Raw genomic sequence first — 16821 nt, 5'->3', positions numbered from 1 at the left:
GCAGGGTGGTGGGCGTCGGAGGAAGCGACTCCCTGGAGGAGACGGGCGATGGCGAAGATCCTGGTGACGGGCGCGACGGGTTCGGTGGGCAGCCGGCTGGTGCCGCGGCTGGTGCGGTGGGCGGGGGCGGAGGGCTCCTCGGTGCGGGTGCTGGTGCGCGACGCGGCGAGGGCGCGGGGCCTGGACGGGGTGGAGGTGGTGGTCGGCGACCTGTGCGAACAGGGCGACCGGGCACGGGCGTTGGACGGGGCCGACGTGGTGCTGAACGTGGCGGCGGCGCTGCGCGGGGTGCCGGACGAGACGGCGTGGGCGGTCAACCGGGACGCGGCGGTGGCACTGGGGAGGGAGGCGGCGAAGGCCGGGGTCGCGCGGTTCGTCCACACCAGTACCAACCTGGTGTACGGGCGGGGGCTGGGCCGCCCCGCCGTGGAGGGCGACCGGACGGCGTCGGATCCGGCGTGGGGGGTGTACGCGGCGTCCAAGGCGCGGGCGGAGGAGGGGCTGCGCGCGCTCGGGGACGAACTGCCGCTGGTGGTGGCCCGGTTGGCGTTCGTGTACGGGGACGGCGATCCGCACCTGGCGCAGTCGCTGAACTGGGCGGCGCACTGGCCCGCGCACCAGCGCCTGGCGGTGGTGCACCACGCGGACGTGGCGCGGGCGCTGTGGCGCGCGGTGACGGTGCCCGGCGTCGAGGGGCGCGCGTACAACGTCGGCGACGACGCGCCGCTGACGGCCTGGGACCTGTACGCGCTCAACGGGCGGGTCCACCCCGGCGGTTCGCCGGACGCCCCGTTCGACCCGTGGGAGGGGCAGGTGTCGACGGCGGCGGCGCGCCGGGAGCTGGGCTGGCGTCCGCTGTACCCGTCGGCGTGGGCGGCGGCCGACGCCGGGGCGCTGTAACGGGGCCGGCCCCGCCGCGGGAAGGCGGGCCCGGCCCCGCCGCGGGGACGGCGGGGCCGGGCGGCGGGCTCAGCCGGCGGGCGTGGGCGCGGGGGCGTAGCCGGCCGGGCGGGTGGTGAAGGTGCCGCGGCCCTGGGTGCGGCCGCGCAGGCGGCCCGCGTAGCCGAACAGTTCGGCGAGCGGGACCAGCGCGCCCACCCGGGCGGTGGCGACGGGGCCGGGGTCGGTGGAGCGGACGTGGCCGCGGCGGGCGGCGAGGTCGCCGAGGACGGTGCCCAGCGCGTCCTCGGGCACGGTGACCGTCACCTCCGCGACCGGTTCCAGCAGGTGCATCCGCGAGGCGCGCAGGGCCTCGCGCAGGCCGAGGCGGGCGGCGGTGCGGAAGGCGAGCTCGGAGGAGTCCTTGGGGTGGGTGGCCCCGTCGGTGAGGGTGACGGCGACGCCGGTGACCGGGTGTCCGCCGAGCGGTCCTTCGGCCAGGGCGTCGCGGCAGCCCGCCTCGACGGCCTGCACGTACTCGCGCGGCACCCGGCCGCCGGTGACGGTGGAGGCGAAGGCGAACTCCGCTTCGGCGCCGTCCGGCAGGGGGTGGACGTCGAGGACGAGGTGGGCGAACTGGCCGGCGCCGCCGTCCTGTTTGGCGTGGCGGTGGACGAAGCCGGTGACGCCCTCGACGAGGGCCTCGCGCAGGGCGACGCGCGGGCGGCCGACGACCGCCTCGATCCCGCTGTCGCGCCGGACCTTCTCCACCGCGACCTCCAGGTGCAGTTCGCCCAGGCCGGACAGGGTGCGCTGGCCGGTCTCGGGGTCGGTGGCCACGCGCAGCGAGGGGTCCTCCTCGGCGAGGCGGGCGAGGGCGGCGGCCAGCTTGTCGGTGTCGGTGGCGCGGCGGGCCTCGACGGCGACGGTGACGACCGGTTCGGCGCTCACGGGGGCCTCCAGGAGGATCGGGTGGTCGGGGTCGCACAGGGTGGCGCCGACGCGGGTGTGCTTGGGGCCGACGACGGCGACGATGTCGCCGGCGCGGGCGTGGTCGGTCTCGGTGTGGCGGTCGGCCAGGACGGTGAGGATGCGGGCGACGCGTTCGCGGCGGCCGGTGGCGGTGTCGAGCACGGTGGCTCCCTTGTGGAGGGTGCCGGCGTACAGGCGCAGGTGGGTGAGGCGCCCGGTGGGGGCGGCCGTGACCTTGAACGCCAGGGCGGTCAGGGGCTGTTCGGGGTCGGGGTCGCGCTGCTGGGTACGGTCGGCGGAGCGGGTGGGCGGGACGTCGAGCGGGGAGGGCAGGTAGGCGACGGCGGCGTCCAGGAGCGGTTCGATGCCGCGGTTGCGGTAGGCGGAGCCGCACAGCACCACGACGGCCTCGCCGGTGCGGGTGAGGTCGCGCAGGGCTGCGGTGAGGGTGGCGGCGCCGACGGTTCCGTGGGCGCAGAACTCCTCCAGGGCCCGGGGGTGCAGTTCGGCGACGGCCTCCTCCAGGGCGCGGCGGCGTTCGGCGGCCGGGCCTTCGAGGTGGGCGGGCACCGGGCCGTGCGCCATGGCGCCGTCCTCGTACCAGGTGAGGGCGCGCAGATGGACGAGGTCGACGACGCCGGTGAACGACTCCTCGGCTCCGATGGGCAGTTGGACGGCCAGCGGGCGCGGGTGGAGGCGTTCGCGGATGGAGTCGACGGCGGCGTCCAGGTCGGCGCCGGCCCGGTCGAGCTTGTTGACGAAGGCGATGCGCGGCACGCCGTGTCGTTCGGCCTGGCGCCACACCGACTCGCTCTGCGGCTCGACGCCGGCGACCGCGTCGAACACCGCCACCGCGCCGTCCAGGACGCGCAGGGAGCGCTCGACCTCGTCGGCGAAGTCGACGTGGCCGGGGGTGTCGATGAGGTTGATCCGGTGCCCGGCCCAGGCGCAGCTGACGGCGGCGGCGAAGATGGTGATGCCGCGGTCGCGTTCCTGGGGGTCGAAGTCGGTGACGGTGGTGCCGTCGTGGACCTCGCCGCGCTTGTGGGTGGTGCCGGTGAGGTAGAGGATCCGCTCGGTGACGGTGGTCTTGCCGGCGTCGACGTGGGCGAGGATGCCGAGGTTGCGGACGGCGGCGATGCTGCTTGTGGTGGTGGTGCTCGCGGTGGTGGTGTGGGTGCGCATGGCCCGGGTGCCTTTCGAGGCGGTCCTGCTGGTGGGTGGGCGCGCGATTCGGCGGTGCCGACGGACCGTCGGGTTCGTTGCCACAGGGTGGGCTTACGGCCGGACGGGCCGGTGTCAGACGGTGGCGGCACTGCTCCGGTGCCGGCCGCGCAGCGGGCACCGGGAGAGGCGGGACACCAGGATCACCTCGTACCGCGACGCGGGAGAGGGGGCGGCGGCACTCTGCTTCGGCATGGCCGCCCGCCCCCTCTCCCCGTCTCGTACGTCACGGTCGTCGCGTTCGGGCCGCGCGTCGGGGCGCGGCCGCGTGGCGAGTGTAGGGAAGGCGGGCCGGACGGTGCGACGGGTTTTACGGTGCGCGGGGTTCTACGGTGCGCGGGTCTTACGGTGCCGGGTCCCGCGGCGCGCGGAAGCGCAGGACCGGTTCGGACCAGCCGTCGTCGCGCACCCCGGCGTCCAGGGCGGCGCCGATGGCCCGTTCCTCGTAGCCGAAGTGGGAGTCCATGATGGCGGCGAGCCCGTCGAGTTCGCGTCCGATCGCCTCCAGGTCGGCGTCGGGCCGTCCGGCGGCCTGGTCGGCGAGGTCGCGCACCCGGGTGAGGATGCCGGTGATGAAGCCGTGGTCCTCGACGAGGTTGGCGATGGTCGGCGCCAGGTCGGGGCGTTCGCGCAGGAGTTGGGCGAACAGGCCGTCGTCCTCGCCCTGGTGGTGGTTGGTCAGGGCGGTGCAGAAGGCCAGGCAGTGGGCGAGGAGCCGGTCGTCGCCGCCGTCCGGGCGGGGCCGGCCGAGGTTCGCGCGCAGGTCGGCGAGGCGGCGGCGCAAGTCCTGGTGCGCGCGGGAGAGTTGCAGGCTGAGGGCGGCCGTACGGCCGGTGGAGGGGGAGGCCACGGGTGGCGGTCCCTTCGGTCGCGCACCTCCATGCCTGACGCGGTCCGTCACCGGCACGCGATGCTCGCGCCAGCAGATCACGTGATCCGCCCGGCGGGCAAGCGGCGGGGCCCCGGCCCAAGTGGCGCCCCGGTCGGTGTCCCGGGGCCGCCGTCACGCTCCGCCGGCGAGGTCGCGCAGGGTCGCCCCGGCCTTCGGGGTCAGGACGAGCGGGCCCCTGCCGCTCGTCCACACGGCCCGCACGTCCAGGCTCCGCAGGCGCCAGCCGTCGGGGGTGCGCACCGCCTCGCCGGTGAACGTGCCGCCGACGTCGAAGTGGCCGCCGGGCTCCTCGCCGCGCGCCCGCTGGGTGGAGGCGAGGTGGACGTGCGCCATGACGGCGTTCCAGCGCACCGCGGCCCGGTCCCCGTCCAGGTCGATCATGTGGTTGGCGCCCACGTGCTGGGTCCGCTCGAACTTCCCGAGGGTCACCTGCTCGGACTCGGCCAGCCCGTCGATGCCCTCGTGGTCCCCCACCGGCGTGGTGATCCGCACGTCGGGGGTGAAGTAGCGCCGCGCCCAGGCCTCGTCGAACCGCCCGCCGTCGCGGGGCACCGTGTCGAGGCTGAGCAGGTAGCCGTCGATGAGGCCGGTGATCTCGGCGCGGTCGGTGAGGACCCGGACCCGCTGTTCGAGCGCGGCGAGGTTCGCGGCGATGGTGTCGGTGGCGGTGGTGTCGGTGGTCATGGCCCTGGCTCCTCGGGGTCGCCGTGCGCGGCGCGACCCGGTCCGGCCGCGCACCACGGAGGCTAGGACCTCAAGTCGACTTGAGATCAAGGCCCCGGTCCACTGCCGGGCGGGCCCGCCCGGCAGCGGACTCGGCGACGGACTCGGCAGCGGACTCGGCGGCGGGACGGACAGCGGGTTCGGCGCGCGGCCGCCCGAGCAGGATGCCCGCCACGACCAGCGCCAGCCCCGCGCCCTGGCGCGGCCCGAAGGCGTCGCCGTCCAGCGCCGTGCCCAGCAGCACGCCGGTGAGCGGGTTGAGCAGTCCGAGCAGGCCCACGGTGCCGGCCGGCAGGTGGCGCAGTCCGGCGAACCAGCAGGCGAAGGCGAGCGCGGTGGCGATCACGGTGGTGTAGCCGAAGGCGAGCAGGGTGGGCGCGTCCACCGGCGGGGGCGGGCCCTCGACGGCGGCGGCGAGCGGCAGCAGCACCAGGCCGCCCGCGGTCAGCTGCCAGGCGGTGGCGGCGAGCGGGTCGGCGCCCTCGCGCCAGCGGGCGGCCAGCACGTAGCCGACGGAGGAGACCAGCATCGCGGCCGCCGAGGCGGCCAGCCCGGCCCAGCCGATGCCCTCCCCCGGTCCGGCCAGGGCCAGCGCGACGCCGGCCAGGCCCACCACCGCCCCCGCCAGGTGCGCGCGGCGCGGGCGCGAGCCGGCCAGGGCCCAGGCGGTGAGCAGCATGGTCAGCGGGGAGGCGGCCATGACGGTGGCGGCGGCGCTGGTGGGCAGCAGTTGGGAGGCGAGGTAGAGCAGGACGAAGAAGACGGCGGTGTTGAGCAGGCCGAGCAGCGCGCTGCGCCACCACCAGGCGCCGTGCGGGCGGCGGCGGGCGAGGGCGAGGAGCAGCAGGCCGGCGGGCAGGGCGCGCAGGGCGGCGCCCCACAGGGGGTGGTCGGCGGGCAGGTGGGCGTGGGTGACCCAGTAGTTGGCGCCCCAGGCGACGGGGGCGAGGGCGGTGAGCAGGACCCACCGCGTATTGGCTTCCATGGAAGACAATATAGCTTCCCAGGAAGCTATCGGGGGTAGGATGGCGCCCATGGAGCACGGACAGGGACAGGGACACGGACAGCACGCCGACCACGCGGACCCCACCGACGCCGCGGACCACGTCGCCCGGGTCCAGGCCGAGTGGCGGCGCGAACGCCCCGACCTGGACGTCTCCCCGCAGGCCGTCATCGGGCGCCTGCACCGCCTCGCCGCCCGCCTGACCGCCGAGCTGACCCTCGTCTACCAGCGCTACGGCCTGGGCGAGGGCGAGTTCGACGTGCTCGCCGCGCTGCGCCGGGCCGGCGCCCCGTACGAGCGGGCCCCGGGCGAGCTGGCCGCGCACACGATGGTGACCACCGGGGCGATGACCAAGCGGATCGACCGCCTGGAGCGCGCCGGGCTGGTCACCCGGCGCCCGGCCGCCGACGACCGGCGCGGGCGCGTGGTCGCGCTCACCGAGGCCGGCCGGCGCCTGATCGACGAGGCGTTCACGGCGCACATGCGCAACGAGCACCGGCTGCTGGCCCACCTGAGCCCCGAGGAGGCGGGCGCCCTGCAGGGGTTGCTCACCGTCTGGCAGCAGCGCCTGGACGGCACCGGGGGCGCGGACCCCGGTGCGACGCGCGGGGCCTGACGCCGGGCCGTGGGAAGCTGACGCATGACCAGTGCACCTCCCCCGGACTCCCCCTCGCCCGGCCACCGGTCCGACTCCGCTCCCCCGCCCGGCTGGGGGAACCCGGCCGTGCGCGCCGACCGGCGCCTGGTGGCGATGCTGCAGGAGCTGCGGGTGCTCCAGACCGGCGTGCAGATCGTCTTCGCGTTCCTGCTCGGCGTCGCCTTCACCCCGCGCTTCGCCCAGCTCACCGACGCCCAGCAGGACGTCTACGTCACCACCCTGCTGCTGTCGGTCGTCGCCGCGGCCGTCCTGGCCACCCCCGTCGCCCTGCACCGCGGGCTGTACCGCCACCCGGGCAAGGAGCGGATCGTCGCCGTCTCCATCCGCGTCGCCCAGGTGGGCCTGCTGCTGCTCGCCTCCGCGCTGACCGGCGCCGTGCTGCTGGTCCTGGACGTCGTCCTCGGCACGGCGCTCGCGGTGCCGATCACCTGCGGCATCGCGCTGATCTTCGCCGTGCTGTGGTTCGGCCTGCCCTGGGCGGTGCGCCGCTCCGCCCGCCGCGACGGGGCCTGACCGGACCCGGGCGCCGCCGTACGGGCCCGTCCGTTGCCGGCCGTTCGCTGCCGCCGCCCGCACCGGGGGTGCGGGCGGCGGACCACGGACCGGGCCGGGGCCGGCTTCCGGGCGCCGGGGGCCGGGCCGGGAGGCGCGCCTCGGCCGCCTCCCCCACCCCCGGAGCCCACCCGCACCCCGAACCGCTTACCGTGCCGGTATGCATACCGACGAAATCCCGTGGGACGTCCTGCTGATCGGCGGGGCCTCCGGCCTCGGCAAGAGCCGCGCCGCCGACCTCCTGCGCGTTCGACACGGCGCGTTCGTCGTCGAGTTCGACGACGTCGTGGCCGCCCTCCAGGCCGCCACCAACGCGGACAGCCACCCCGGCCTGCACCACTTCTCCGCCGTGCCCGACCCGGACGCGCTGGGCGCCGACCGCGTCCTGGAACTCCAGATCGCCACCGCCCGCGCCCTGGACGACGCGCTGCTCGGCGTCGTGCGCAACCGGCTCACCGTGGACGTGCCCGCGATCGTGGAGGGCGACTACCTCACCCCGGCCGCCGCCGCCCGCGCCGCCGCCGAGGCCGCCGAGCAGGGCCGGCGGGTGCGCGCGGTCTTCCTGCACGAGGACGACCCGCGGAGCATCGGCGCCAACTACGCCGACCGCGAGCCCGACAGCGGCCCGCAGCCCGAGCGCGCCGCCGTCAGCGCCCGCTACAGCACCTGGCTCGCCGACCAGGCCCGCGCCCACGCGCTGCCCGTGGTCGAGTGCCGCCCGTACGCCACCCTGCCCGAGCGCCTGGCCGCAGCCCTGGCGTGACCCCCGGGGGCGGCGTGACGGCGGGTCAGCCCTCCTCGATGTCCGAGATCAGCTTGGTGCCCAGGTCGCTCTGCACCGCCAGCCGGGTGTGCCCGGCGTCGGGGCCGGTGCCCCAGGTCAGCGTGACGGTGGTGAACAGGTGCCCGGCGCCGGAGTCGTGGTAGCGCACCTCCCAGCGGGTGGGCACGTCCTGGGCGCGCAGCACGCCGTCGGCGTGGTTGGCCTCCTCCCAGGCCGCCAGCCGCTGTCGGAAGTCCTCGGTGAGGTAGTGGGCGCGCAGTTCGGTGCCCAGGTCGTCGGTGCCGTCGGAGACGGCATCGACGTAGGCGCCGAAGAAGTCGGCGACCCGGTCCACCGCGGAGTCCGGGCTGCCGCTGCGGACCGCGGAGTCCGCGGCGGTGTCGGTGTCGGTCATGAACGTCCCCATCCGTCAGGGCCGGGGCGTACTGCCGCCCCCGGCCGGTCGGTTCGACCCGTACGCCCAACGAGCCGCCCCGCCGGAGGTTGCGCCCGGACCGTCCCCGGTCTCCCCGGGTCAGTCCGGTGTCCGGTGGTCCTCGTCGTACGCGGCGCGGGCCGCCAGCACCTGGGGCATGTGGCTCTCCGCCCAGTCCTTGATCTGCCGGACGAGCGGCAGCAGGTCGCGCCCGAGCCCGGTGAGCTCGTAGTCGACGCGGGCGGGCACCCCGGCGGTGACGGTGCGGCTGACCAGGCCGTCGCGTTCCAGGGCGCGCAGGGTCTGGGTGAGCATCTTCTCGCTCACCCCGGCCAGGCGCCGGCGCAGGTCGCTGTAGCGCAGCGGCCCGTCGGCGAGGGCGGAGACGAGCAGGCTGACCCACTTGTCGCCGATCCGGTCCAGGAGTTGGCGGGCCGGGCACCAGGCGAGGTAGGCGTCGTAGGCGGCGGCCTCGGCGGCGCGGCGCCGGGCGGCGGTCGTGGTGGGCATCGGCCCACTCTCCTTTCCGTGCGGTACGCACCTTCGGGTGCGTCCTTCCCCATGGAGAGTAACTCTCCTTAGGTTGGGTGGAGTTGCCGATTCGTGAGGGGTGGGTGTCGTGATGCGTGCCGTGGTGGTGCGGGAGTTCGGCGGTCCCGAGGTGCTGGAGCTGGTGGAGGTGGCGCTGCCGCGGCCGGGCCGCGGGCAGGTGCGGGTGCGGGTGGCGGCGGCCGGGGTCAACCCGGTGGACGCGGTCACCCGCTCCGGGGTGCTCGCCGGGGCCGGGCTGATGGCCCCGCGCGCGGTGACCGGCATCGGCTGGGACGTGGCCGGGACGGTGGACGCGGTGGGACCTGAGGTGACCCGATTCTCGCTCGGCCAGCGGGTGGTGGGCCTGCGCGACCGCCTGGACACCGACCTCGGCACCTACGCCGAGCACGTCGTCCTGGACGCGGACGCCCTCGCCCCCGCCCCGGCCGGCGCCACCCTCGCCCAGGCCGCGACCCTGCCGCTCAACGGCCTCACCGCGCTGCAGGCCCTGGACCTGCTCGACCTGCCGGCCGGCTCCACCGTCCTGGTCACCGGGGCGGCGGGCGGCGTCGGCGGCTTCGCCGTCGAACTGGCCGCCCTGCGCGGCCTGCGGGTGGTCGCGCTCGCCGGGCAGGACGACGAGCCGCTGGTGCGCGACCTGGGCGCCGAGTGGTTCGTGCCGCGTACGGCACCCGATGTGGCCGCCGCCGTACGGGAGTCGGTGCCCGGCGGGGTCGACGGCGCCGTCGACGCCGCCCTGCTGGGCGTACGGGCCCTGGGCGCGGTACGCGGCCGCGGCGCCTTCGTCGCGGTCGCGGCCGGCAGCGCCCCGGTGCCCCTGCGCGGCATCCGGGTCGCCAACGTGTGGATCACCGCCGACGGCCCCGCCCTCGCCCGCCTGTCCGACCTCGCCGCCGACGGCCGCCTCACCCTGCGCGTCGCCGACACCCTCCCCCTGGACCGCGCCGCCGACGCCCACCGCCGCCTGGAGGCCGGAGGCCTGCGCGGGCGGCTGCTCCTGACACCCTGACGCCCTGACCGGTGGGCGGGGACGAGGAGAAGGCCTGCTCCCGGGACGGGGGCAGGCCTTCTCCGATGTGATCCGCGTCACGGCGGGGCTGCGGCAACAGCGCTCCGCCCGGGGAGACCGTCCGGATTGAGGGGAAGGGCTCTCGGGTTGCACTGTGGCAGCCGGCGGCGCCGCGACCAAGCCGTCCGGACGACTTCGGACACTCCCGGACGCCGGACCGCCCTGAGCAGGCGTGCTCCCGGCAGCCCGCCCGAGGGCGCCCGGACGGTCTCGGACGGCTTCGGACACCGCGCCGCACTGCCGGCGCCCGCGTGTCCGAACTCGTCCCGACAGCGGGTCAAGTCACCGTCTTCGAAGCCCGGTTGCGGCTGACGGCGGGAACTTGCGCGGCGCCTCGCGGCCCGCGCATGATCTGGCCCAACCACCCGCCGGGTGGCCCAGGGGACGGCAATCCCCACGTCCGGGTTGAGGGTTCAGAAGGGACCACTGTGCTGCTCGAACTCCGATGCGCGGTACGGCGCACGCCGCCGTCCGCCGCCCCGCCCGCCGAGGGCTCCGGCCTGCGGCGGGCCGCGCTGTCCGCCGCGTTCCTCGCGGTCGCGCTGGCCGGCGTCATCGCCCTGATCGTTCTCGGGTACGCCGTCGAGGCGCTGGTGACCGTCATCGTCACCGCCGCCGTCGAGGCCTCCGGAACGGCCGTGCGGGGGCGGCGATGAGCGCGCGCGAGGAGCTCGCGCACGAGCTGCAGAAACACCATCACTCCGCTTCCGTGCGGTCCATGGAAGCGCTCGCACACAGGACCGGCATGGACGCCTCCCTCGTGCACGGGATCATCCGCGGGCGTGTTCTGTGCTCGGAGGCGGAGCTGTTGGCGCTGCTGAGCGCGATGGACGCGGGTGCTCGCGCCCAGCAGCGCGCGCTGCTCCTGCACGGGGAGGCGATGGCGGAACTCCACGCCCGTGCACGGACGTCGACCAGGACGCCGCCCGCCCCTGACTGGCGCGTGCCGGTCCCGGCCGCCGGCGAGCCCGATCCCGTGCTGTTCTCCACCGTGAAGGAGTTCGTCGCGGGCCTGGAGGACGTCAGGGTCTGGGCCGGCGAGCCGTCACTGCGCCGGCTGGAGGAGCGCAGCGCGCGGCTGCACCAGCAGCGGCATACGACCTACGGCAAGGTCCTGCGGCGCAGCACGATCTCCGACATGCTCAACGCGACGTCCCTTCCCCAGATGGAGAAGGTGCGGCACTTCCTGCAGATCTGCGGGGTGCGGGACATCGACGCGTGGGTGTACACGTGGCGGCGGGTCCGGACGATCGAGAAGGCCGCGCTGCGCCGGGCGGCCTGACCCTTCACGGCCCCGGAGTGCGGTCGACGTCCTACTCCGGGGCCTCGTCCCCGGTGGTGGTCGTCGCGGGTTTGGTGTGGAGGACTTCGCGGGCCTGTTCGGCGGCGCGGACGATGCTTTCGCTGATGAAGTCGAGGAAGCGGGCGATGTTCTCCAGGCGGACGGCGGCGGGGGTGCCGGGGCCGAGGACGGCGACGCCCTGGCGGGCGGTCTCGATGACCCTGTCGTTGGCGCGGGCGCTGGCGATGACGGCCTGGTAGTAGAGCTCGTCGTCGACGATGTAGCGGTCGCGGCGGCGTTCGTCGCGTTCGCGGCGTACCAGGCTCTGGCTCTCCAGGAAGGCGATCGCCTTGGAGATGGAGGCGGGGCTGACCTGGAGGCGTTGGGCGAGTTCGGCGGCGGTGAGGCTGCCGGCGTCGGTGGTGGACAGGCAGGTGACCACGCGGGCGCCCATCCGGTTGAGGCCGGAGCCCATGAGGACGGTGGTGAGCTGTTCCTCGTAGGCGGCCACGGCCTCGTCGTCGCGGCCGTGGGGGTGGGTGCCGGGCCGTGGGCCGGCCGTGGGGGCGGGGCGGCGGCGCTGGGCGCGGTGTTCGGTGGCGCGGTGGGCGAGGTCGGCGCGGTAGGCGACGGGGCCGCCGTTGCGCATGACCTCGCGGGTGACGGTCGAGGTGGGGCGTTCCAGGCGTCGGGCGATCTCGGCGTAGGGGAGGCTGTCGGCCAGCCCCAGGGCGATCTGCCGGCGTTCCTGCTGGGTGAGCCTGCCTCCCGGCATCGCGTTCTCCTCGGTGGTGGTGGCCGTGTGGTTCCCGGTCGGCCGTGTGGTTCCCGGTCAGCCCCCACCTTAGCGTTCACCTTCAGACCATTGCAATGATCGGGGTGGCGTCCGTTGCGTTACCCGTGCGTCCGTTGCAACAGTTTCCCGCCATCCACCTGCCATGACGCTACTTTGACGCAACGAACTAGTTGCCGAGATCTTGAAAGCAACGTAGCGTTTCCAATATCGGAAACACCGATGGAACGAAACCGCACAGGAGCGCAGCATGCAGAAGTTCGCCACCCCCGCCCCGGTCACCGTCGTCCTGGACATCCCCGGCGGGCGCGTGCGGTTCATCGCCGCCGAGCGCGTCGACACCACCGTCGAGGTCCGGGCCGCCGAGCCCGGCAAGGGCCGCGACGTCCGGGCCGCCGAGCAGACCGCCGTCACCTACGAGGACGGCGTCCTGCGGATCGTCACCTCCGCGTCCGGCGGCCAGCTGCTCGGCCCCACCGGCTCCCTGGAGGTCACCGTCCAGCTGCCGGCCGGCTCCGCCGTACGGGGCAAGGCCGCGGCCGCCGAACTGCGCGTCGTCGGCCGCCTGGGCGACGTCGCCTTCGACGGCGCGTACCGCCACACCAAGGTCGACGAGGCGGCGAGCCTGCACCTGAGCGCCGTCGACGGCGACGTCGAGGTCGGCCGCCTCGGCGGGTCCGCCCGGATCAGCACCACCCGGGGCGACATCCGCGTCACCGAGGCCCACCGGGGCACCGTCGAGCTGAGCACCCAGTCCGGGAGCATCACCGTCGGCGCCGCCGCCGGGGTCTGCGCCGCCCTGGACGCCGGCACCGGCCACGGCCGCGTCGCCAACTCCCTGCGCAACGACGGCGCCACCGTGCTCGACATCCGCGCCACCACCTCCCACGGCGACATCACCGCCCGCAGCCTCTGACCCCGTCCCGGGGCCCGACACCCGTCCAAGGGGGACACCATGACGAACAGCACCGCGCCCGCGACCGGCCCGACCCCGTGGACCGGCCTGGTGCCGGTCGACGACACCGCCCTGGCCGCCACCGACACCGGCGGCCCCGGCCTGCCCGTGCTCTACCTCAACGGCCAGTTCGCCACCCAGGGCTACTGGCGGCGCGTCCTCGCCGACCTCGGTCCCGGCCTACGGCACATCACCTACGACGAGCGGGCCCGCGGCCGGACGTCGAAGCGCTCCGCGGACTACTCCTTCGAGGCCGCCGTCCGGGACGTCGACGCCGTCCTCGCGGCCCGCGGCGTGCGGCGGGCGCTGCTGGTGGGCTGGTCCTACGGGGCGTTCGTCGCCGCGCACTGGGCCTCGCGCAACCCGGGCCGCGCCGTCGGCGCGGTCCTGGTGGACGGCGCGCTGCCCTACGACTGGCTGACCGAGGAGCTGGAGCGGCGCATCCGCACGCAGTTCCGGCGGTGGGCGCCGCTCATGGCACTGGCCCGCCCCACCGGCCTGACCCCGCGGATGACCCACCGGCAGATGTCGGAGTCCAACATCGAACTCGGCAGGATCGGCAGCGCCGCCGCACTGGGCCCGGTGCTGGACGCCATCACCGTCCCGACCCGGTACGTGATCGCCTCGGGGACCTCGCTGGGCAGCAAGGGCGACGAGCAGGAGCTGATCCGCGCGGCCCTGCCGGCGGTCACCGCGCGCAACCCGCACATCCTGATCAGCGCGAAGGTGCCCAGCAACCACGGCGCGATCCTGAAGAAGGACTTCCGCGCCATCGCCGACGCGGTGCGCGAGGTCGCCGCCCTCGACGCCCCCGACCGCCCCGCCACCGGCCGCTGACGGCCCGTCCGCCGGAGCCTGCCGTGGTCGCGGCGATCATGGGGGCATGTCAGCGATCACGACCATCCTGCTCAGCCCCGGCGGCTGGGCGGACGACGACGACGTCGTCGCCGAGCTCAACGCGCGCCTCGCCCCGCTGAGCCCCGACCTGCCCGGCCGCTGGAGCCTGCGGAACATCTCCACCGAGGAGCACGCCTGGGGCGGCACGAAGCGGCCTCCCCACCTCTACGGCGGCGCCCTGAACCACCTGCCGTTCGCCGAGTTCGCCCGGATCGCCGCGCAGCTCCCCTGGTCGGACCCCGAGCAGTTCCAACTGCTCGTCATGGGGGACGGCGAAGGCCGCTTCCGGACACTCACCCTGGCCGACCTACGGGCCTGGCCGACGGACTGAACGGCGCGCCCCTCGCCCGCACCCCCGTCCGTCAGCCGGCTCCCGCCGCCCGGCCGGCGAGGCGCCGTACCGCGGGGCGCTCGACCAGGGCGTGGCTGAGGGCGCCGGCGGCCAGGGTCGCGCCGAAGGCGGCGACGGTCAGCAGGGCGGCGAGCGGCGCGGGGTAGGTGCGGTCGCCGAACAGCAGGGGGCGGCCGTGGAAGAGGACGACGCCCTGGCAGAGGTAGAAGCCGAAGGAGACGGCGCCCAGCCACTGGGCCGGGCGGCGCGGCGGCGGGTCCCCGGCACCGCGCCGCAGGTCGTGCTGGGCGGCGGCGCAGATGACCAGCGCGAGCGGCAGGACCATCGGCAGGACGAAGTCGTAGGGCGAGGGGACGGCGAGCGCGAGCGCGTAGGCGGGCGCCACCAGGAGGGCTGCGGCGGCCAGGGGGACGCGCGGGGCGCGGTCGGCGGCGACGGCGCGGGCCAGCAGCATGCCGAGGACGAACTCCGGCAGCCGGGCCGGCGGGAAGAGGTAGCCGAACCACAGCTGGTCGAGGGAGACGGGCAGTTGGGGGATCCGGGGCCGGTCGGACAGCAGGACCGCGTCGGCTCCCGCGACGGCCGCGACGGCCAGCAGGGCGGCGGCCAGGGCCGGGAGCAGGGCGCGTGCGGGCAGGCGCCGTACGGCGCGGTGCAGGAGCGGGAAGAGCAGGTAGAACAGGGCCTCGCAGCACAGCGACCAACTGGGCATGTTCATCCCCGAGTTGATGTCCGGGTCGGGCGAGTAGGCGTGGACGAGCAGGAGGTTGGGCAGCCAGGTGCGCACCGGGGCGGCCCAGGCGAACAGGAGGGCGGCGGCCGCCCACATCGCCAGGTGGCTGGGGTAGATCCGGGCCAGGCGCCGGCGCCAGAACGCGGCGGGGCGTTCGCGCTCGCGCGCGGACCAGGTCAGGACGAAGCCGCTGAGGACGAAGAAGAACGAGACCCCGGCGTAGCCCGCCTTGGAGGTGGCGTGGGCGAGGGTGGCGGCGAGGCGGGGGTCGGCGAAGAAGCCGAGCGGGGCGCCGGGGTGCAGCGGGTCGGCGACGAGGAAGGCGTGGAAGAGGAAGACGGCGAGGGCGGCGGCGAAGCGCAGGGAGGTGAGGGTGGGCAGGCGGTGCGGGGGTGGCGGTCCTCCGACCAGCCGAGTATCACTTCGTGCGCTCATCGCACGACTGTAGGTGACGGTGCGTCAAGTCGGGTCGCCGCCGCTGTCCCCCGGGAGGTGGATTCGGGGCGGAGGCGGACGTGAAGGCGAGGTGGAAATGGCGGTGCGCGGCGCGGGCGGGCTGGGCACACTGGCTCGATGATCATCGACCACTGGCCTCTGCGGGGGCTGCGCGTGTCCTCGCCCCGCCTGGAGCTGCGCCTGCCCACCGAGGACGAACTCGCCGAGGTGGCCGACGTCGCCGCCCGCGGCGTCCACCCGCCCGAGGAGCGCCCGTTCCTGACGCCGTGGGGCGAGCTGCCGCCGGCCGAACGGGCCCGGCACGTGGTGCAGTTGCACTGGCGGCGGCTGGGGCGCTGGAGCGCGCAGGACTGGGCGCTGAACCTGGTGGCCTTCCACGAGGGGCGCCCGGTGGGCATCCAGGACATGCGCGCCAAGGAGTTCGGCGTGCGGCGCGAGATCGTCTCGGGCTCCTGGCTCGGCCTGGAGCACCAGGGCAAGGGCCTGGGCACCGAGATGCGCGCCGCGATGCTCCACCTGGCCTTCGCGGAGCTGGGGACGCGGTCGGCGAGGTCGCTGTCCTTCGCCGACAACCACTCCTCCCTGGCCGTCTCGCGCCGGCTCGGCTACCGCGGCGACGGCATCGACCGCGACGTCCTGGACGGGCGGGTGGTGGTCTCCCAGCGCCTGCGCCTGACCCCCGAGGCCTGGGCCGGGCACGCCCGCACCCCGGTCACCGTCACCGGGCTGGACGAGGGCTGCCGCGCCCTGTTCGGCCTCGGCGACTGAGCACCCGACCGGGACGCCCGCGCGCGGGGCGAGCGGCGCAGCGCGCCCGCTCCCCCGCGACGCGGGAAGTCGGCCGGGCCGACTTCCCGCGCGACCGGGCGGCCCCGGCTCAGGTCCGCAGGGCGGCGGGCAGTTCGGCCAGGGTGTGCAGGACGTGGATGCCGTCGTCGACCGGGGTGCGGGAGGCGGCGCGGTCGAGCCAGAAGGGGCGCAGGCCGGCGCCCCGGGCGCCGAGGGCGTCCAGGTCGTACCTGTCGCCGACGTAGGCGACCTCGTGCGGGGGCAGGCCCAGGCGGGCGCAGCCGGTCAGGAAGATGGCGGGGGCGGGTTTGGCCTCGCCGGGCCGGTCGGAGCCGACGAGGGCGGTGTCGGCGAAGTGGTGCAGCAGGCCGGTGGCGTGGAGTTTGGGGCGCTGCTGGTCCATCGGGGCGTTGGAGACGATGCCGAGCCGGTGGGTGGGGGCGAGGGCGGCGAGGACGGGGGCGGCGTCGGGGAAGGCGGTCCAGGCGGCGTCGCGGTGGGCGGTGTAGCCGGCGAACCAGGCGGTGGCGGCCTCGTCGGGCATGGCGGCGGTGTCCTCGCCGAGGCGGGCGAGGAAGCGGCGGACGCGTTCGCGCTGCTGGCCGGTGAAGGTGAGTTCCCCGGCCAGGAAGCGGGCGTACTGCTCGTCCAGGATCTCGCGCCACAGCGCCACCGCCGTCTGCGGGTCGGGGACGCGGCGCAGCAGGTCGAGGTGGCGCAGGTGGGCGAGGATGCCCGCCCGTTCCGAGCCCGAGTAGTCGAACAGGGTGTCGTCGACGTCGAAGAGCACACCTCTGATCGGCACGGTCCGTCCTTTCGCCAGGTCCACGTACGTACGGAC

Annotated in this window: 20 protein-coding genes; 11 read left to right on the top strand and 9 right to left on the bottom strand. The window is 75.6% G+C overall.

The window, feature by feature from the left end:
- Positions 1–48: 48 nt before the first annotated feature.
- The gene (locus ACFVU7_RS33620) at positions 49–900 is read left to right on the top strand and encodes an NAD-dependent epimerase/dehydratase family protein (protein ID WP_388048852.1); all 852 of its coding nucleotides are present in this window, start codon (positions 49–51) and stop codon (positions 898–900) included.
- Between the two features lie 69 nt (positions 901–969).
- Here the strand turns inward: ACFVU7_RS33620 and fusA are convergent, their stop codons facing one another.
- The 4 genes from fusA to ACFVU7_RS33600 form a co-directional block, all read right to left on the bottom strand.
- The gene (gene fusA, locus ACFVU7_RS33615) at positions 970–3036 is read right to left on the bottom strand and encodes an elongation factor G (RefSeq protein ID WP_388048850.1); all 2067 of its coding nucleotides are present in this window, start codon (positions 3034–3036) and stop codon (positions 970–972) included.
- A gap of 382 nt (positions 3037–3418) precedes the next feature.
- Positions 3419–3925: a hemerythrin domain-containing protein gene (locus ACFVU7_RS33610; protein ID WP_388048848.1), complete on the bottom strand. Its 507-nt coding sequence runs from the start codon at positions 3923–3925 to the stop codon at positions 3419–3421.
- 153 nt (positions 3926–4078) lie between these two features.
- Positions 4079–4651, bottom strand: a complete 573-nt coding sequence (locus ACFVU7_RS33605; protein WP_388048847.1) for a nuclear transport factor 2 family protein — start codon at positions 4649–4651, stop codon at positions 4079–4081.
- Between the two features lie 70 nt (positions 4652–4721).
- Positions 4722–5675 (bottom strand): DMT family transporter, encoded by a 954-nt coding sequence (locus tag ACFVU7_RS33600; protein ID WP_388048845.1) that lies wholly within the window; start codon positions 5673–5675, stop codon positions 4722–4724.
- Positions 5676–5724: 49 nt separating this feature from the next.
- Between ACFVU7_RS33600 and ACFVU7_RS33595 the strand changes: the two genes are divergently transcribed.
- The 3 genes from ACFVU7_RS33595 to ACFVU7_RS33585 all read left to right on the top strand — a co-directional run bounded on the left by ACFVU7_RS33595 (position 5725) and on the right by ACFVU7_RS33585 (position 7666).
- Positions 5725–6309 (top strand): MarR family winged helix-turn-helix transcriptional regulator, encoded by a 585-nt coding sequence (locus tag ACFVU7_RS33595; protein ID WP_079272912.1) that lies wholly within the window; start codon positions 5725–5727, stop codon positions 6307–6309.
- A gap of 24 nt (positions 6310–6333) precedes the next feature.
- Entirely contained in the window at positions 6334–6864 is a 531-nt protein-coding gene (locus tag ACFVU7_RS33590) for a DUF6328 family protein (RefSeq protein ID WP_198959520.1), read from the top strand.
- Between the two features lie 199 nt (positions 6865–7063).
- Positions 7064–7666 carry an AAA family ATPase gene (locus ACFVU7_RS33585; protein ID WP_388048843.1) on the top strand — a complete coding sequence of 201 codons (603 nt, stop codon included), beginning with the start codon at positions 7064–7066 and terminating at the stop codon, positions 7664–7666.
- A gap of 25 nt (positions 7667–7691) precedes the next feature.
- Here ACFVU7_RS33585 and ACFVU7_RS33580 read toward each other — a convergent pair whose 3' ends face one another.
- A complete protein-coding gene (locus ACFVU7_RS33580; RefSeq protein WP_117485352.1) occupies positions 7692–8081 on the bottom strand; it encodes a hypothetical protein in 390 nt (129 codons plus the stop codon).
- 120 nt (positions 8082–8201) lie between these two features.
- Positions 8202–8612 carry a helix-turn-helix domain-containing protein gene (locus ACFVU7_RS33575; protein ID WP_049660434.1) on the bottom strand — a complete coding sequence of 137 codons (411 nt, stop codon included), beginning with the start codon at positions 8610–8612 and terminating at the stop codon, positions 8202–8204.
- A 112-nt stretch (positions 8613–8724) separates the two neighbouring features.
- Here ACFVU7_RS33575 and ACFVU7_RS33570 point away from each other — a divergent pair, with 112 nt between their 5' ends.
- From ACFVU7_RS33570 to ACFVU7_RS33560, 3 genes are all read left to right on the top strand, one after another.
- Positions 8725–9663 (top strand): NADP-dependent oxidoreductase, encoded by a 939-nt coding sequence (locus ACFVU7_RS33570; RefSeq protein ID WP_388049026.1) that lies wholly within the window; start codon positions 8725–8727, stop codon positions 9661–9663.
- Between the two features lie 488 nt (positions 9664–10151).
- A complete protein-coding gene (locus ACFVU7_RS33565) occupies positions 10152–10379 on the top strand; it encodes a hypothetical protein (protein WP_388048841.1) in 228 nt (75 codons plus the stop codon).
- A 62-nt stretch (positions 10380–10441) separates the two neighbouring features.
- Positions 10442–11005 carry a hypothetical protein gene (locus ACFVU7_RS33560; protein WP_388048839.1) on the top strand — a complete coding sequence of 188 codons (564 nt, stop codon included), beginning with the start codon at positions 10442–10444 and terminating at the stop codon, positions 11003–11005.
- A 31-nt stretch (positions 11006–11036) separates the two neighbouring features.
- On the opposite strand, the gene ACFVU7_RS33555 is transcribed toward ACFVU7_RS33560, so the two are convergent.
- Complete coding sequence (locus ACFVU7_RS33555; protein ID WP_074006302.1) at positions 11037–11780, bottom strand: helix-turn-helix domain-containing protein; 744 nt, start codon at positions 11778–11780, stop codon at positions 11037–11039.
- Between the two features lie 268 nt (positions 11781–12048).
- On the opposite strand from ACFVU7_RS33555, the gene ACFVU7_RS33550 reads away from it, so the two are divergent.
- The 3 genes from ACFVU7_RS33550 to ACFVU7_RS33540 are packed head-to-tail and all read left to right on the top strand — an operon-like array spanning position 12049 to position 13981.
- Entirely contained in the window at positions 12049–12714 is a 666-nt protein-coding gene (locus ACFVU7_RS33550) for a DUF4097 family beta strand repeat-containing protein (RefSeq protein WP_388048838.1), read from the top strand.
- Positions 12715–12753: 39 nt separating this feature from the next.
- The gene (locus ACFVU7_RS33545) at positions 12754–13590 is read left to right on the top strand and encodes an alpha/beta fold hydrolase (RefSeq protein ID WP_388048836.1); all 837 of its coding nucleotides are present in this window, start codon (positions 12754–12756) and stop codon (positions 13588–13590) included.
- A 46-nt stretch (positions 13591–13636) separates the two neighbouring features.
- Positions 13637–13981: a hypothetical protein gene (locus tag ACFVU7_RS33540; RefSeq protein WP_388048834.1), complete on the top strand. Its 345-nt coding sequence runs from the start codon at positions 13637–13639 to the stop codon at positions 13979–13981.
- Between the two features lie 31 nt (positions 13982–14012).
- On the opposite strand, the gene ACFVU7_RS33535 is transcribed toward ACFVU7_RS33540, so the two are convergent.
- Entirely contained in the window at positions 14013–15170 is a 1158-nt protein-coding gene (locus tag ACFVU7_RS33535; protein ID WP_388048833.1) for an acyltransferase family protein, read from the bottom strand.
- Between the two features lie 138 nt (positions 15171–15308).
- Between ACFVU7_RS33535 and ACFVU7_RS33530 the strand changes: the two genes are divergently transcribed.
- Complete coding sequence (locus ACFVU7_RS33530; protein WP_388048831.1) at positions 15309–15959, top strand: GNAT family N-acetyltransferase; 651 nt, start codon at positions 15309–15311, stop codon at positions 15957–15959.
- Positions 15960–16068: 109 nt separating this feature from the next.
- Here the strand turns inward: ACFVU7_RS33530 and ACFVU7_RS33525 are convergent, their stop codons facing one another.
- Positions 16069–16785, bottom strand: coding sequence for an HAD family hydrolase (locus ACFVU7_RS33525; protein WP_074006296.1), 717 nt, complete (start codon positions 16783–16785; stop codon positions 16069–16071).
- Positions 16786–16821: the final 36 nt, after the last annotated feature.

It is taken from the genome of Kitasatospora sp. NPDC058046, assembly GCF_042885595.1.
Taxonomy (GTDB): domain Bacteria; phylum Actinomycetota; class Actinomycetes; order Streptomycetales; family Streptomycetaceae; genus Kitasatospora.
The sequence above is the reverse complement of the archived record's forward strand: the minus strand, read 5'-3'. Positions and strand labels throughout refer to the sequence as shown.